The organism is Lutibacter sp. Hel_I_33_5, from assembly GCF_007827455.1.
GTDB lineage: Bacteria > Bacteroidota > Bacteroidia > Flavobacteriales > Flavobacteriaceae > Polaribacter.
On record NZ_VISM01000001.1, the window covers coordinates 803,345 to 819,245 of the forward strand.

Below are 15,901 nucleotides of genomic sequence, written 5' to 3' on the forward strand. Positions count from 1 at the left end.
ACTAATATCAGCATTAAAACTGTAAATTCGCTTCCTTGAAAACTGCTATTGTCATATTAAATTGGAATGGAAAAAAACTCTTAGAACAGTTTTTACCATCAGTTGTTTCTTTTAGTTCTGAAGAAGCAATAATTTATGTGGCTGATAATGCCTCTACAGATGATTCTAAACATTTTATTAAAGAACATTTCCCTACTGTAAAAATTGTAGAAAACAAGCAGAATGGCGGCTATGCAAAAGGGTATAATGATGCTTTACAACATATTGATGCTGATATTTATTGTTTGTTAAATTCTGATATTGAAGTTACTCAAAATTGGTTATCACCTGTTTTAGACGTTTTTAAACGTGAAGAAAACACTGCTATCATTCAACCTAAATTGTTAGATTTTAAAGATAAAACTAAGTTTGAATACGCTGGTGCTGGTGGTGGATTTTTAGATTTATATGGCTATCCGTATTGCCGAGGACGCGTTTTTAATGATTTAGAAATCGATAGAGGACATTTTAATGATACTACAGATATTTTCTGGGCTTCGGGTGCTTGTCTTTTTATTCGTTCTAAAGTATATCATCAAATAGCTGGTTTTGATGAAGATTATTTTGCACATCAAGAAGAAATAGATTTGTGTTGGCGTATACAAAATAATGGTTTTGATATTAAATATGTGGGCACATCAACGGTTTATCATGTTGGTGGAGCAACATTGCAAGAAACGAATCCTCAGAAAACATTTTTAAATTTTAGAAATAGTTTATTAAATGTGGTGAAAAATGTGCCAAAGAAATGGTTTTTATTCGTTGTTTTCTCACGTTTACTTTTAGATGGAATTGCAGGTATAAAGTTCCTATTAGAATTTAGACCTGTACATACTTTTGCAATTTTAAAAGCACATATCAGTTTTTATAAAAATTTAAATAGATTTTTAAAGAAACGTAAGAAATTATCAAAAAAAGAAAATTACAATCTACATACTTCTATTGTTTGGCAATATTTTGTCTTGGGAAGAAGTAAATTTGAGAAGTTGAAATAATTAGATTTCTCGACTGCGCTCGAAATCTCAAAAAAATCTTCAGACAAGCTTAGAATTACATTAGTAAATAAATTTACAAAATATCTAAACTTCCTTTTCCTTCTCTAATTACGACAGGTTCATCTGAAGTTAAATCAATTACTGTAGACGCTTGATTATCGCCATAACCACCATCAATAACAATATCAACTAAGTTTTGCCATTTTTCAAAAATTAATTCAGGGTCAGTAGTATATTCTAAAACATCATCTTCATCATGAATTGAGGTTGATACAATTGGATTTCCCAAGGTAGCAACAATAGTTCTAGCAATAGTATTATCAGGCACTCGAATTCCGACCGTTTTCTTTTTCTTAAAAACTTTTGGCAGTGAATTACTTCCTGGTAAAACAAACGTATAAGGTCCAGGTAATGCTCTTTTTAGAATTTTATAGGTTGGTGTATCAATTTGCTTAACATAGTCTGATAAATGACTTAAATCGTTACAAATAAAGGAAAAATTCGCTTTTTCTAATTTCACACCTTTAATTCTTGCAATTTTTTCTAATGCTTTGGTATTAGTAATATCACAACCTAAACCATATACAGTATCGGTTGGGTAGATAATAAGTCCACCTTTTTTTAATGTTTCCACTACCCTATCAATTTCTTTAGGATTTGGATTTTCATTATATATTTTGATGAAGTGTGACATTTTGGTGTTAAATTTGAGACCAATAGAAAAACTTAAATCTATTTGTATGAATTTCAAATTTACAAAAATTGTATCGCTCTCTTTTTTATTTCTCTTTTTATCTTGTACAACGGAAGATGGAATTGTAAAAGAAATTTCATCGGCACAATTTATAAATAAAACCTATGGTTCTGAAAAAAACCAAAACTATGATATTTATTTACCTAAAGGAAGAACAGCTAATACACCCGTAATTGTATTAATTCATGGTGGGTTTTGGTCTCAAGGCGATAAATCTGACATGACTACTTTTGTTAATTTATTTTTGAATAACAGCTCAGAGTATGCCATTGTAAATACAAATTATAGGTTAGCTGGCGCAACGGGTAATCAACATCCTGCACAGATTAACGATATTTCTTCTTTAATTTCTGAATTGAAAAGTAAGCAAGATGAATATATTATTTCTAGAAAATATTATTTTATTGGCTATAGTGCTGGCGGTCATTTAGCTTTATTATACTCCTATTTTACTGATACTGCTAAAAATGTAAAAGCAGTCTGTTCTTTAGCTGGTCCTACCGATTTTCTAGATCCAGCATTTACAAATTCTCCTAATGGGGCATTTCAAAATATAGCATTAAATTTTCTTGGACTTCCATTAAGTGGGAATGAAAGTTTATATAAAAATACGAGTCCAATTTCTCATATTGATGAAAAATCTGCACCTACTCTATTATTACATGGAGAAAATGATCAATTAGTTTTTCTATCTCAATCTCAACGTTTGTTAGATAAATTAAATACTTTTAATGTAGCTAATCAACATACTTTTTATCCAAATCAAGGTCATGATTTATCTACAATAGACTTAAATGAAGCAACTAATAAAATAAAAACTTTTTTTGATCTATATAAATAGTCAATTTATAGAAAATATAAAAAGCTCAACTTTATCAAAGTTGAGCTTTATATTTGGGAATATCTTTACTTAATTAGGTTTTATCTACTAATCTAAAACCTTCTCCATGAATATTTAAAATTTCAACATTTTCATCTTTCTTTAAATATTTACGAAGCTTTGCTATGTATACATCCATACTTCTAGATGTAAAATAATTATCATCTCTCCAAATCTTTGTTAATGCAAGCTCACGCGGCATTAAATCGTTTTTATGAACTGCCAACATGCGTAATAACTTACTTTCTTTTGGTGACAATTTTTGTGGTTCTCCTTCTTTACCAACTGATAAATGACGTAATTTAGAGTTAAAGAAAAAAGACCCTACTTCAAACTCAAATTGCTCATTATCTGCAGATTTATCAGCCTCTTTACGTTGTAAAATTGCTTTGATTTTAAACAATAATACTTCAGAATCAAATGGTTTATTTAAATAATCATCTGCTCCTACTTGGTATCCTTTTAATACATCTTCTTTCATGGTTTTTGCCGTTAAGAAAATAATTGGCACTTCTTTGTTTGTCGATCTAATATCTTGCGCAAGAGAAAAGCCATCTTTTCTTGGCATCATTACATCTAAAATACATAAGTCATAATCGCTGTTTTTAAACATAATTAAGCCTTCTATACCATCTTTTGCATGTGTAACATTATAATCATTTAATGCTAAATAATCTTTTAAAACGGTTCCAAAATTTGGATCGTCTTCTACTAATAAAATTTTTTTACTTCCCATAATATCATTTTTAAATTATTCCTAATTTTACTGTGAAAATACTTCCTTTGCCCTTTTCACTTTCCACAATAACTGTGCCTTGATGGTTATCTATGATTTCTTTTACATAGGCTAATCCTAAACCATGACCTTTTACGTTATGTATATTACCCTTATGCTCTCTATAAAATTTATCGAAAGCATATTTTTGAGCTTGCTTGCTCATTCCAATTCCTTCATCTTTAATTTTTAAGATGAAATATTTATTTGTATTTTCTGTGTACACGTCAATTTTCGGTGCCTCATCAGAATATTTTAATGCGTTTTCTAAAATATTTACAACTACATTTGTTAAATGAAGCTGATTACCTAGCACTTCTGATGTAATTGCTTCCAAATGTGTTGTAATAGTCCCTCCTTTATCTTTTACTAATAAATCTACATGCGAAATTGCTTCATCAATAATATCATGTACATCAACTGCATCTTTATTAATATCAACTTGATTCTTTTCTAATTTTGATATTCTCAAAACATTTTCTACCTGACCATGCATCCTTTTATTTTCCTGACGAATCATACCCAAATAGCGCTTCACTTTTTCTTCATCATGAATAATCTTTGGATTTTTAATGGCATCAAGAGCAAGATTAATCGTTGCAATTGGCGTTTTAAACTCATGAGTCATATTATTAATAAAATCTGTTTTAATTTCTGATATTTTTTTCTGTCTAATTAATTGATATAATGAACTTGAAAACGCAATGATAATAATGAATATAAAAAATAACGAAAGCAATAATATATTTGATATTTCTGCTAAAATGTGTTTATTTTTTGATGGAAAAGTTACATGTAATTTATAATCACTATGTCCATTTTCATCTCTAAACAATGGATAATTCTGACTTTCTTTTCTGTCAATTCTAAAATATCCTGATTTTAGTTTGGTTGCTAAACCATCGTTACTATAAATACCATATTTATAGGCTATATTTATATTTCTTTTCCTTAACTCCTCACCTAAAACTTCACTAACTTCTCGATTACTAACTCGTTGATGAATGGGTTTATTCCCTTGAAAATCAGATACTACTGAATTTATTTGAAATTTTTCAAATGCCCACTCTCTTTGAATAGATGTAAATCTTGTGTCTTCTGGTAAGGAGCTTAAATCTCCAGTATTTCTAATAGTACTTGTTTGAAAAAAATCTTTCTTAGAAATAATTCTCTTAAGCATAATAGTATCATTATCTAAAAAATCTGTCGGCAACTTTATATTCTCTTCTAAAATAGTTGCACCAAAAGAAAATTTACGCTTACCAACGGTATCAATTTGTTGAAACAAATAGTTTTTTATTTCTGCATCATTGGCTAATTTTTGATTGTTAAAAATAGATCCGTAACGTGCATAAAATTCATCAAATTCTTTATCTTTAATTCTATCAGAAACTTTAGCTAATGCAATCTTTACATCATTATTAAATTGCTGCTTTTTACTTTCTACGGCATTGTTTATCCAATACAATTGCACAGCAATAATTCCAATCAAGGAAATACTCATTAATACAACAATAAGAATAAACATTTTCTTACGCATATTCAAAAATACTTTATATAACTTTTGGTGTTTAGCTTTTTAACTTAGATTAACAAATATACTTTGTTTTTAAGAGGATTTTAACAAAATCATTGAATACTTTTAAACGTAAACTTGATTATTTGTTAAAATATTATGAATTCTTATAGCAATTTCTTGTGTTTCAATCAATGAAATATTGTTAATTATATAGTGAGATTGTAGTATTTTCTTTTCTTCTTTCCATTGATTTTTGATTCTATTTTTTACAGCAATTTCGGTAGTATTATCTCGTTTAACAACACGATTAATTCGTGTTTTTTCAGGAGCAGTAACAGTAATTATTTTATCACAAAATCGATCACTTCCATTTTCGAATAAGATTGCATTTTCGTATAAAATATAGTCTTTAGTATTATTAGATAAAATAAATGCTTTAAAATGCTTCTCTACTGCTGGATGTACAATACTATTAAGTGTTTTTAGCTTAGCCGCATCTTTAAAAACAATACCTGCAATAAAAGACCTATTTAATTTATTGTTTATATATGCATCTGCACCAAACTCGTTAATAAGTTCTTTTTTTATTTCTAATGAGTTACTCATTAGTTTTTTAGCCTCAATGTCTGCTTGGTAAATTGCTACATTATTAAAGTTAGAAAAGATATTAAGTACTGTAGTCTTTCCACTCCCTATTCCACCTGTTAAACCAACTACCATTATTTTATAATTAGGTATTCAATTTTTTCTGGCACAATTTTAACGGAAGTTACCATAGAAGATTTTGCTTTAACTTTTGGTAATAAATAATTTAGATTATTTTCTTCAGAAATTTTATAATCACAAACTACAGAAAATGAATTTTTGCTTATTTTTTGAAAGTCTTTTAATCCTACTTTAAAAATCACTTTTACTGTTTTAGGAAATGTATTCAATTTAACATCATCAGGTACATTTACTATAGAGAAATTAACTTCATACTCGCCCTCTGTAAATTTATCTACCTCTCCAGAAATAGTTACTTGCGATAAATTTAATTTTATGTTCTCATCCTCTGGAATTACCAAGTTTAACTTTTTAGTAAAATCTGTAGCAACATCATTTAAAGTAATATTCTCCGTTAAGATTTCTACAATATTTTCTAGTTGATTATCTGTTCCAGAAACTAAAACACTGTCTGGTACTACTTTTAATAGACTAGAAGAATTATAACCTAATTGATATTTAATAGATACATCTGGCACTACAGGAATCATTTTTGAGGTTAAACTACCTAACTCAATAAAAATAGTATCTGTTAATACTTGATTAATAATTAATCCTGATTTTAATTGTTTCTGAATATTTGCTTTTCTTTTCTCTGGAATAAGGTAATATTGAGAACTATTCTTTTTAATTAATTTATCGATAGCAAGAACAATATTCTTTTGACTAAACTTTCTAGTTAAAATTTTAAAACCTGAACCAGTAATACTTAATGAAATAAATTTCTCAGGCTCTTTTTGCATCAATTTATCTTGTGGCAACTTACTATAGGATACGGGTATTTTGAATTCCGTTGTATATTCTTTAGACAAAGTAATAAGCATCCAAATTAAAATTGAAGCAACTAAAAAGTAGATAAATGTTTTTGATATATTGGTTGGTTTTTTCAAAGTATAAAATTATGATGCAATCTACATAAATCCTTAAAAACAAAAAAGTGAGCTATTGCTCACTTTTTTAATTAGATAAAAATATCTTTTTACTTTTTAGCTACTGCTGGAGCATATTTTTTACTAAGCTCCATTGATAATGCAGTTCTTTCAAATTTAATTTTACCAGCTCCAGTTTCAATGGTTACCGTATTATCATTATCGTTTAATTCAATGATTTTCCCGTGAATACCACTAGAGGTTATTACTTTGCTTCCTTTTTTTATAGTTGCTTGAAATTTCTTTTCATTTTTCTGACGATTCATTTGTGGACGAATCATAAAAAAATACAATACCAAAATCATTGCTAAAAAAGGTAACATACTAGCAATAGAAGAACTAGACTGTAAAAATATTGTTGTTAAATACATTAATTATTTTTTTTAGAATCTAACTTTTGAATATGATTTGCATCAATCTTATTGTTAACATTTAATTTTTTACCACTAGGAGTTACCATTCCAGTTAATTTTAAAACTTCTCTACCAACCGCTGTATTCGTATACAATGTAACTGTTTTAGCTTGTTTATTTGGTTTACCAGAAGTGTTAAATTTAACCTGAACATCAGCAGATTGACCTGGTTTAATTGGCTTTTTCGGCCATACAGGCACAGTACATCCACAAGAACCTTGTGCGTTTGTAATGACTAAATCTGTTTTACCAGTATTAGTTACTTTGAAAGCAGTCTCTACGATATCACCTTCTTTTACAGTTCCAAAATCATACACAGATTTATCAAAACTGATTGTTGGCGCTCCTTCACTGATTTCTACATCTCTTTTTGCTGCAGTCTCTAAGTTACTTTTGTTAACTTTAGATTTTGCATTTGTTTCTCCACAAGAAACTAATAAAGTTGCGCTTGTGAAAAATGCTATAAGTACAATTAATTTTTTCATGATATTTAATATATTTTATGTAAAAATAATAATTTATAATAATCCACGCCCAATTTTAACAATTCTTTTGCTTTCTATAAACTCTTTAGATATTTTATCTAAGACTCCATTTACAAAATAACTGCTCTTTTGAGTTGAATAATCTTTGGCTAATTCTATATATTCATTAATAGTAACTCTGGTAGGTATAGATGGGAAATTCAAGAATTCGCTAATAGCCATTTTAATCAGAATCATGTCAATATCTGCTATCCTATCATTTTCCCAATTAGGTGTTTTTTCTTGAATATCTTTCTCGTATTCTGTATGATTTAATATTGTTTTCTTAAATAAATCACTTACAAAATCTTCATCATCTTGATCTTTATAAATATTCCCTAATATAAAGGTAGAACCTGCTTTCTGCTTATTTAATACTCTTACAATCCATGAATTAACAAAAGGGATATCGTCTATCCAAGTAATCATTTTATCTTCGTAGTATTCAAATAATTTTTCATTTGGTGCAATAATCTCTTTAAAAAAGTCGATTACAAAGTTTCTATCAACTTTAAAAGATTCATCATCAGAATTCATATAATTCTTATATAAATCACTTTTTAATAATGCATCAAAAATTATTTTTATATACTCATCATCAAGCTCCCAATTGTTCAGTTTTTTATCTTCGATATATGTTTTTAAAGATTGACTTTTAGCCAAGTTATTAATCACAATATTATTGACAAATCTAGTGTTGGGTTGTAAATCTTCTTTAGTTGCTAAGATTTTTTTCTTTGAAAGTGAAATCTTTTTATTTGCTAATTTTTGTACTTCAATAAGAATTTGAAGTTGTAATACAAACAAATCGAGCATTTTAACGATACTGAATTTTAAGAATTTTTCTTCTTTTATAACATCATCATTATGTGATTGCATCATTGCATATAAAGACTGCATCACTTTAACTCTAATATGTCTTCTGTTTATCATTTTACTAAAGAACTTATTTAAAAACGATAGAAAAAATTTCTAACGAGCAACAAAAATAGTATTATTTATCATTCTACAATGACGAATATCATTCTTTTTTTTATCATTTCTTATTCAATAAATATTAAAATTAAAACCAACAGTTTAACAGAAATTATTCCTTTTAAAACTTTATCTTCGCTCACAAGAATTATAATTTTTTCCTTACACTCATTGAAAGCACTTAAATATCTAAATAAATATTTTATAAAATACAAATGGCGGTTTTTACTTGGAATTGTCATTACTATTTGCTCTAAGTTTTTCTCACTAGAAATTCCGCAATTAATTAGAAAATCTTTAAACATTGTTGAAGATTATCTTAAAGATGATATAACTGATTTAGAATATGTTAAACACAAGTTATTCATTAACATTTTACTTATTATAGGTTTTGTTTTATTAGCTGGTATATTCACTTTTTTTATGCGTCAAATGTTGATTGTTAGCTCTAGATTGATTGAGTTTGATTTAAAAAATGAAATCTATCAGCAATACCAAAAACTCTCTTTAAACTTCTATAAAAAAAATAGAACTGGAGATTTAATGAGTAGAATTAGTGAAGATGTAAGTAATGTAAGAATGTACTTTGGCCCAGGAGTAATGTATACCTTAAATGTAATCTTTCTTTTTGGTGTTGGTTTTACAAGAATGGTTCAAGTAGATGCTAAGCTTACAATGTACACTTTATTACCTTTCCCTATTTTATCAGTTTCAGTATTTATTGTGAGTAGAATGATAAATAAACGAAGTAAAATTGTTCAACAATATCTTTCTAAATTAACTACGTTTAATCAAGAATTTTTCTCGGGTATTAATGTGGTAAAGTCATACGGAATAGAAAAAACTATTATTGATAATTTTGATGAACTAGCAGATCAAAGCAAACAAAAAAACATCGATTTATATAAGGTGCAAGCCTTGTTTTTTCCTTTAATGATACTTTTAATTGGAATTAGTAATCTTTTAGTCATTTATATAGGCGGTAAACAATACATTGCTGGCGAGATTAAAATTGGTGTTATTGCAGAATTCATTTTATATGTAAACATTCTTACATGGCCAGTTGCTGTTGTTGGGTGGGTGACATCGATTGTTCAAAAAGCAGAAGCTTCTCAACAAAGAATTAACGAGTTTTTAAAAGAAATTCCAGAGATTCAGAATACAGTAGATACACCAACAAAAATAGATGGTAAAGTTGAATTTAAAAATGTTTCTATAACCTATGATGACACAAACATTACAGCCTTAAATAATATTAGTTTTTCTGTTGAAAAAGGTGAAACTTTAGCAATTTTAGGAAAAACAGGTTCTGGAAAATCAACCATAGTTAGTTTAATTAATAGATTATATGATGTTACGGATGGTGAAGTCTTAATAGATGCAACGCCGATACAAGATTGTAATTTGTTTGATGTAAGAGATCAAATAGGGAGTGTGCCACAAGATCCATTTCTATTTTCTGATACCATCGGAAATAATATAAAGTTTGGTGATGAAAATGCTACACAAGAAGAAATAATAGCAGCAGCAAAAAATGCGGTTGTACATAAAAATGTCATCAATTTTAAAGATGGATACGACACTATTTTAGGAGAACGAGGTGTAACATTGTCTGGTGGACAGAAACAACGTGTTTCTATTGCTAGAGCTATCATTAAAAATCCACAAATATTAATTTTCGACGATTGTTTATCAGCAGTTGATACAGAAACCGAAGAAAAGATATTGTCTAATTTAGATAAAGTATCTAAAAACAAAACTACATTTATCATTAGCCATCGAGTTTCTTCAGCAAAAAATGCTGATAAAATCATTATTTTAGATGAAGGGAAAATCATTCAGAAAGGAACTCATAATCAATTAATAAAAGAAGATGGATACTATAAAGAACTTTATAATCAACAGCTTTTAGAAAAAGAAATTTAGCCTTAGCCATTGCCAAGTGAAATATTTTGTTAGTTTTGTTGGCTTATTATTATAACAAACAACATACTATTTTAAGAAATTATGGCAGAGAGAGTTGAACAAGAAGAAATTTTTTCTCAAGTTTTAAGAGCTGGGAGAAGAACCTATTTTTTTGATGTAAGAGCAACAAAAGCAGACGATTATTACCTAACCGTAACAGAAAGTAAAAAATTTACTCATGATGATGGTTCTTTCCATTATCAAAAACACAAAATCTATTTATACAAAGAAGATTTTGCTGATTTTCATGAAATGTTAGGAAAAGCAACCGATTACATTATTAATGAAAAAGGGAGTGAAGTAATTAGCGAACGTCATCAAAAAAATTACAAGAAAGAAGAAGCGGTAACTGAAGAACCTACAACAGAAGAAGCTAAAACTCCAGAAAGTTTTACAGATGTTTCTTTTGAGGATATTTAGAAAAGTCGTACCTTTAAAATAATTAATTCAAATTTTATACATTTAAAAGGCTATAGACGTAAAAGTTTATAGCTTTTTTTTTATAAAATAGATTTCATAGTCTGAGCCTTGGCAATGGTTTCTTCCCATTCTTTTTCTGGAATGCTATCTTTTGTTATTCCGCCACCAATAAAAATAATAGCCTTATTATTTTCTACTTTCATACATCTGAGATTTACAAAAAGTTCAGATTTTTTATTTTCTATGTTAAGCTCTCCTAAAAACCCCGTGTAATAAGTTCTCTTATAGATTTCATTTTCCTTAATGAATTCTTTCGAAGCCAATAAAGGCATTCCACATACAGCTGGTGTTGGATGTAGTTTTTCAATTAACTTAGAATTTTGATCTTTTATATTTCCAGAAATTTTTGTCTTTAAATGCACCAAATTTCCTGCAATACTCGTTTCTCTATCTGCTATAGAAATTACATCACAAATGTTAGAAAGACTATCTACAATATAATCTGTAACTAATTGTTGTTCATCAATTTCCTTAGCTTTCCAAACTATTTTTTTGTCTTTTTTTAACGTTTGTGTTCCAGCTAAAGACATGGTTGTAAATTCTTTACCATCAATCTTTAAAAATGTTTCGGGTGTAGCTCCTAACCATAAACCAATTGCCGGATGATACCATACATAAACCATGGCATTATTGTATTTAAGTAATAACCTTTTAAATACCTCAACAATATTAAAATCTAAGACATCAATTTCTTCTTTTCTCGATAAAACAACTTTCTTAATTTTATTTTGATTGATAGCTTCAATTGCTTTTTCAATCATTTTTAGATGTTCTTTTTTTTCTGAAATATCAGAGTTAACATTTTTTATTGTTGAAATTACTTCTCCTGAAATAGTAATTGTTTCTTGTATAAATTCTGATTGCTCTTTCGGAATTAATATTTTAGGTTTTTCAGCATCAAAAGGAGCAAACACAAAACCACTTTCGGAAAAATCAGAAGTAAAAAAAACTTCATCATTTTTTTGAAATAAGCCGGAAACTAAACTTTCTTTTGGCTTCCTATAAGCAACAAAGGGTAATTTCTGTTGAAATGATTCTTCTATTTGTTTAACTATTTTCAATCTAAATGTATTAAAAGTTGTTTTTTAATAAAGTCAAAATGACTCCAAATTAATTCATGCCCAGCATTTTCAATCGTTACTAATTTAAATTGTTCAGAATTAAATTGCTTTTCTAAAAACTCTGAGTTACTTAACGGTACAATCCAATCAGTAGTTCCGTGAATACTTATAATATTATTTGGACTTGTATTCCAATTATTTTCAAAATTCTCTAAATCTTTTGCGTGAGACAATTTCTCCTTAGAAGCTTGCTTCCAAATAGTTGGAACTAACCAGCGTGTTAATTTCCATTGATAAAAATTTAACGCCCATGGCATAAATTCAGCTTTACTATAAACTGCAGGTGCACATAAAACAACTTTCTTAAACTTTTCTTTTGTTGCTAACGCTATTGGACCACCAAAAGAATATCCTACTAAAATTGTGTTGTCTTTATTGAGGTTTTTGGTAACATTTAGCAACAATGCATTCTCAAAAGCAATACTTTCTTGCACATCATTTTTATCATTATAATTATATCCAATTCTATCGTAAGAAATAAAATTAGCTTTTGCTTGCAACAAACTATCTAACATATATTTAGAAAAATCTGTGGACGAACCTATGGTACCATGGACAAATACAATAGTTGGCAGAACCGTATCTGACTTTATTTCAAGTTTTCGATATTCAAAACCTTTAAATTTTTCTTTAGTTAATTTGGGTTGAATAGCACTTTTTGTAAAAACTTCTAAAACCTCGTTATCGGATTTTGGTGTTGTAAATGTTACAAAAACCCAATAACAAACTAATATTAAAACAACAGAAACGATTCCTGTAATTTTTAAAACTTTAGTAAGAAGCTTCATACTACTTTTTCTTATCTACAATAATATTTGTGAGTTTACCAATAGAAATTAACGCATCATTTTCATCAACAATTCTAATCTCCCATAAATGTGTAGTTTTTCCTTTATGAATTGGCTTAGCAGTTGCAAAAACTTCGCCTTCTCTTTTACTTTTTATATGGTTAATACTTAAATCAATTCCTAATATTAATTTTGAATCATCATTTAAAAATATGGCAGAAGCACAACTTCCAACTGTTTCTGCTAAAGCAGCTGTTGCTCCTCCATGAAGTAATCCATAAGGTTGATGCACACTAGAATTAACAGGCATTTTTGCGGTTATAGTTTCATCATCAACATGAATAAATTCCATTGATAATGTTTCCATTAATGTGTTTTTACACATTAAGTTTAATCTGTCTATTATTGCTTTTTTATCCATAAAATTTCGCTTAAAATACACAGTAAAAGTACATATATTTTATTGTATTTTTGCATTAGAAATTATCAATTATTATGTACAAAGTTCGAGTAATTTTAGATACTCAAGAAGATGTAATTAGAACAATAACTATTAATAATACGATTAATTTAGAGGATTTGCATTTTACAATTGCAAAAGCTTTTGGATTTAACGGTTTAGAAATGGCTTCTTTTTACAGAACTGATGATGAATGGAATCAAGGTGAAGAAATTCCATTATTTAACATGGCAGAAGCTGGTGAAGGGATTTCTATGGCTTCTTGTATTTTGCATCAAACACTAGTAAATACTAATGATAAGCTTATTTATGTATACGATTTCTTGCATATGTGGACATTTTATGTTGAAGTTGTAGATATTAATAATCAATTAATTACTGAATCCAAAACATTACTTTCTGTTGGTGAAATTCCTAAAGAAGCTCCAGAAAAAGAGTTTAAAGCAGAAGATTTTGGAAAAGATTTAGACGATGAATTTAAGGATGATATAGATCCTTATGATGATTACGATTTTAATGAATATTAATAAATGTTTATTTATGTAATTATTTATTCGTTTTTTAAAGCAGAAATAATATTGTTTTAAGTTAAACAATTACACAAATAAACAAATCCACAATTTTTCCAGTAACAAATTTGTAAATTAGTCGTCATATACACATAATCGACTAAATCAACTTCTTTGGAAACAATCTTATCGCTTAAAAACCTTGACAAAAAATTCGGAATTGTTCACGCTGTAAATAATTTATCTTTTGATATTAAGAAAGGGAATGTTTATGGAATTTTAGGTCCAAACGGTAGTGGGAAATCAACCACATTAGGAATTATTTTAAACGTAGTTAATAAAACTTCTGGAGAATTCTCTTGGTTTGACGGTAATTTATCAACGCATCAAGCGCTTAAAAAAGTAGGTGCTATTATAGAGCGACCTAACTTTTATCCGTACATGACAGCAACTCAAAATTTAAAGCTGATATGTAAAATTAAAGGTGTTTCAACAGAAAATATTGATGATAAATTAAAAGTTGTAAATCTTTACGAAAGAAGAAATAGTAAGTTTAAAACCTATTCTTTAGGAATGAAACAACGTTTAGCGATTGCTTCTGCCTTATTAAATAATCCAGAAATTTTAATTCTTGACGAACCAACTAATGGTTTAGATCCTCAAGGGATTCATGAGATACGTCAAATAATTAAAAAGATTGCTAAAAATGGAACTACTATCCTACTCGCTTCTCATTTATTAGATGAAGTAGAAAAAGTGTGTAGCCATGTTGTAGTCATTAGAAAAGGAATTAAATTATACAGTGGAAGAGTTGATGAAATGACAGCTTCTAATGGTTTATTTGAACTAAAGATTGATGAAAATGAAGAAAAACTATTAACTATTTTAGAAAATCATGAAGCAATTGTAAAAGTTACTAAAGACCATGAAACAATAATTGCGACCTTAAAAAGTGATATTTCTTCAACAGAAATAAATCAATATTTATTTGAAAATGGATTGATTTTATCACACTTAGTAAAACGTAAACCAAGCTTAGAACAACAATTCTTAGATTTAACCAACAACAACTAAACAATTACGCTGTCAGTTCAAGCGCAGTCTAGAACTAACTTGATAAAAAACATACATTATGCTAAGATTACTTTCTATAGAATTTCATAAAATAAAACATAACAGAGCTAGTAAAGTATTATCTATAATTTATTTTGTTTTACTTACATCAATTGCATTAATTGCTGCGATTAAGTTTGATATTGGTCCTGTAAAATTTCATTTGGCTGAACAAGGCATTTTTAATTTTCCATATATCTGGCATTTTAATAGTTATATGGCTTCAATTTTCAAATTCTTCTTATTGCTTGTTATTGTTTCTATGATGGCAAATGAATATAGTTACAAAACGCTTAAACAAAATTTAATTGACGGGTTAAGTAAAAAAGAATTTATCTTATCTAAATTTTATACTGTTCTAGTATTTGCTCTAACTTCTACAGTTTTTGTATTTATTGTTTCATTAGTTCTTGGTCTTATCTATTCAGATTATAATGAATTTGCAATAATTAGTTCCGACCTAGAATACATGCTCGCTTTTTTTGTAAAATTAGTTGGTTTTTTCTCCTTTGGATTATTTTTAGGAATCTTAATTAAACGTTCGGCTTTTGCAGTTGCTGCAATGTTAGTGTGGTTTTTTATTGAAAGTATGTTAAAAGGTTATTTATTTTGGAGCTTTAAAGACGTTTCAAACACAACTGAAAGTGTAAATAATATTATGCAGTTTTTGCCTTTAGAAGCAATGACAAACCTAATTAAAGAACCGTTTACAAGGTTAGGTGCTGTACGTTCTGTTGCCAACCAAATTGGAGAAAATTTAAGTAAAGATTTTTCTGTACAGTTTACAGATATTATTATAGTTTCTGTTTGGACTGCTATCTTTATTTACTTATCATATGTCTTGTTAAAAAAGAGAGATTTATAATACTTTTTAAATATATTTGGAGTTATACTATT

18 protein-coding genes are annotated in these 15,901 nt (G+C 28.0%); 7 read left to right on the forward strand and 11 right to left on the reverse strand.

The window, feature by feature from the left end:
* The first annotated feature begins 35 nt into the window (after nt 1-35).
* Nucleotides 36-1,034 carry a glycosyltransferase family 2 protein gene (locus tag OD91_RS03465; RefSeq protein WP_144895005.1) on the forward strand — a complete coding sequence of 333 codons (999 nt, stop codon included), beginning with the start codon at nt 36-38 and terminating at the stop codon, nt 1,032-1,034.
* Between the two features lie 73 nt (nt 1,035-1,107).
* On the opposite strand, the gene OD91_RS03470 is transcribed toward OD91_RS03465, so the two are convergent.
* Nucleotides 1,108-1,728, reverse strand: coding sequence for an L-threonylcarbamoyladenylate synthase (locus OD91_RS03470; protein ID WP_144895006.1), 621 nt, complete (start codon nt 1,726-1,728; stop codon nt 1,108-1,110).
* A gap of 46 nt (nt 1,729-1,774) precedes the next feature.
* On the opposite strand from OD91_RS03470, the gene OD91_RS03475 reads away from it, so the two are divergent.
* On the forward strand, nt 1,775-2,629 hold the full coding sequence (locus OD91_RS03475) for a prolyl oligopeptidase family serine peptidase (protein WP_186434388.1): 855 nt from the start codon (nt 1,775-1,777) through the stop codon (nt 2,627-2,629).
* 73 nt (nt 2,630-2,702) lie between these two features.
* On the opposite strand, the gene OD91_RS03480 is transcribed toward OD91_RS03475, so the two are convergent.
* The 7 genes from OD91_RS03480 to nusB all read right to left on the reverse strand — a co-directional run bounded on the left by OD91_RS03480 (nt 2,703) and on the right by nusB (nt 8,526).
* A complete protein-coding gene (locus OD91_RS03480; RefSeq protein ID WP_144895008.1) occupies nt 2,703-3,404 on the reverse strand; it encodes a response regulator transcription factor in 702 nt (233 codons plus the stop codon).
* Nucleotides 3,405-3,414: 10 nt separating this feature from the next.
* Nucleotides 3,415-4,983 (reverse strand): sensor histidine kinase KdpD, encoded by a 1,569-nt coding sequence (locus OD91_RS03485; RefSeq protein ID WP_144895009.1) that lies wholly within the window; start codon nt 4,981-4,983, stop codon nt 3,415-3,417.
* Between the two features lie 102 nt (nt 4,984-5,085).
* Nucleotides 5,086-5,682, reverse strand: a complete 597-nt coding sequence (gene coaE / locus OD91_RS03490; RefSeq protein WP_255513157.1) for a dephospho-CoA kinase — start codon at nt 5,680-5,682, stop codon at nt 5,086-5,088.
* Nucleotides 5,682-6,617, reverse strand: coding sequence for a hypothetical protein (locus OD91_RS03495; protein WP_144895011.1), 936 nt, complete (start codon nt 6,615-6,617; stop codon nt 5,682-5,684). The genes coaE and OD91_RS03495 overlap by 1 nt, the downstream gene beginning before the upstream one ends.
* Nucleotides 6,618-6,706: 89 nt before the next feature.
* Nucleotides 6,707-7,027 (reverse strand): preprotein translocase subunit YajC, encoded by a 321-nt coding sequence (yajC, locus tag OD91_RS03500; protein ID WP_144895012.1) that lies wholly within the window; start codon nt 7,025-7,027, stop codon nt 6,707-6,709.
* A complete protein-coding gene (locus OD91_RS03505) occupies nt 7,027-7,554 on the reverse strand; it encodes a DUF1573 domain-containing protein (RefSeq protein ID WP_144895013.1) in 528 nt (175 codons plus the stop codon). The genes yajC and OD91_RS03505 overlap by 1 nt, the downstream gene beginning before the upstream one ends.
* 33 nt (nt 7,555-7,587) lie before the next feature.
* The gene (gene nusB, locus OD91_RS03510) at nt 7,588-8,526 is read right to left on the reverse strand and encodes a transcription antitermination factor NusB (RefSeq protein WP_144895014.1); all 939 of its coding nucleotides are present in this window, start codon (nt 8,524-8,526) and stop codon (nt 7,588-7,590) included.
* Between the two features lie 213 nt (nt 8,527-8,739).
* Between nusB and OD91_RS03515 the strand changes: the two genes are divergently transcribed.
* Both OD91_RS03515 and OD91_RS03520 read left to right on the forward strand, forming a co-directional pair.
* Complete coding sequence (locus OD91_RS03515; protein WP_144895015.1) at nt 8,740-10,494, forward strand: ABC transporter ATP-binding protein; 1,755 nt, start codon at nt 8,740-8,742, stop codon at nt 10,492-10,494.
* 81 nt (nt 10,495-10,575) lie between these two features.
* Nucleotides 10,576-10,953 carry a PUR family DNA/RNA-binding protein gene (locus OD91_RS03520; protein ID WP_144895016.1) on the forward strand — a complete coding sequence of 126 codons (378 nt, stop codon included), beginning with the start codon at nt 10,576-10,578 and terminating at the stop codon, nt 10,951-10,953.
* A gap of 80 nt (nt 10,954-11,033) precedes the next feature.
* Here OD91_RS03520 and OD91_RS03525 read toward each other — a convergent pair whose 3' ends face one another.
* The 3 genes from OD91_RS03525 to OD91_RS03535 are packed head-to-tail and all read right to left on the reverse strand — an operon-like array spanning nt 11,034 to nt 13,343.
* Nucleotides 11,034-12,074: a chorismate-binding protein gene (locus tag OD91_RS03525; RefSeq protein WP_144895017.1), complete on the reverse strand. Its 1,041-nt coding sequence runs from the start codon at nt 12,072-12,074 to the stop codon at nt 11,034-11,036.
* Complete coding sequence (locus OD91_RS03530) at nt 12,071-12,922, reverse strand: alpha/beta fold hydrolase (protein WP_144895018.1); 852 nt, start codon at nt 12,920-12,922, stop codon at nt 12,071-12,073. Before OD91_RS03530 ends, OD91_RS03525 begins: the two co-directional genes overlap by 4 nt.
* A gap of 1 nt (nt 12,923) precedes the next feature.
* Nucleotides 12,924-13,343: a PaaI family thioesterase gene (locus tag OD91_RS03535; RefSeq protein WP_144895019.1), complete on the reverse strand. Its 420-nt coding sequence runs from the start codon at nt 13,341-13,343 to the stop codon at nt 12,924-12,926.
* A gap of 74 nt (nt 13,344-13,417) precedes the next feature.
* On the opposite strand from OD91_RS03535, the gene OD91_RS03540 reads away from it, so the two are divergent.
* The 3 genes from OD91_RS03540 (at nt 13,418) to OD91_RS03550 (ending at nt 15,869) form a co-directional block, all read left to right on the forward strand.
* Nucleotides 13,418-13,909 (forward strand): plasmid pRiA4b ORF-3 family protein, encoded by a 492-nt coding sequence (locus OD91_RS03540; RefSeq protein WP_144895020.1) that lies wholly within the window; start codon nt 13,418-13,420, stop codon nt 13,907-13,909.
* A gap of 156 nt (nt 13,910-14,065) precedes the next feature.
* Complete coding sequence (locus OD91_RS03545; protein WP_144895021.1) at nt 14,066-14,965, forward strand: ABC transporter ATP-binding protein; 900 nt, start codon at nt 14,066-14,068, stop codon at nt 14,963-14,965.
* Between the two features lie 58 nt (nt 14,966-15,023).
* The gene (locus OD91_RS03550; protein WP_144895022.1) at nt 15,024-15,869 is read left to right on the forward strand and encodes an ABC transporter permease; all 846 of its coding nucleotides are present in this window, start codon (nt 15,024-15,026) and stop codon (nt 15,867-15,869) included.
* Nucleotides 15,870-15,901: the final 32 nt, after the last annotated feature.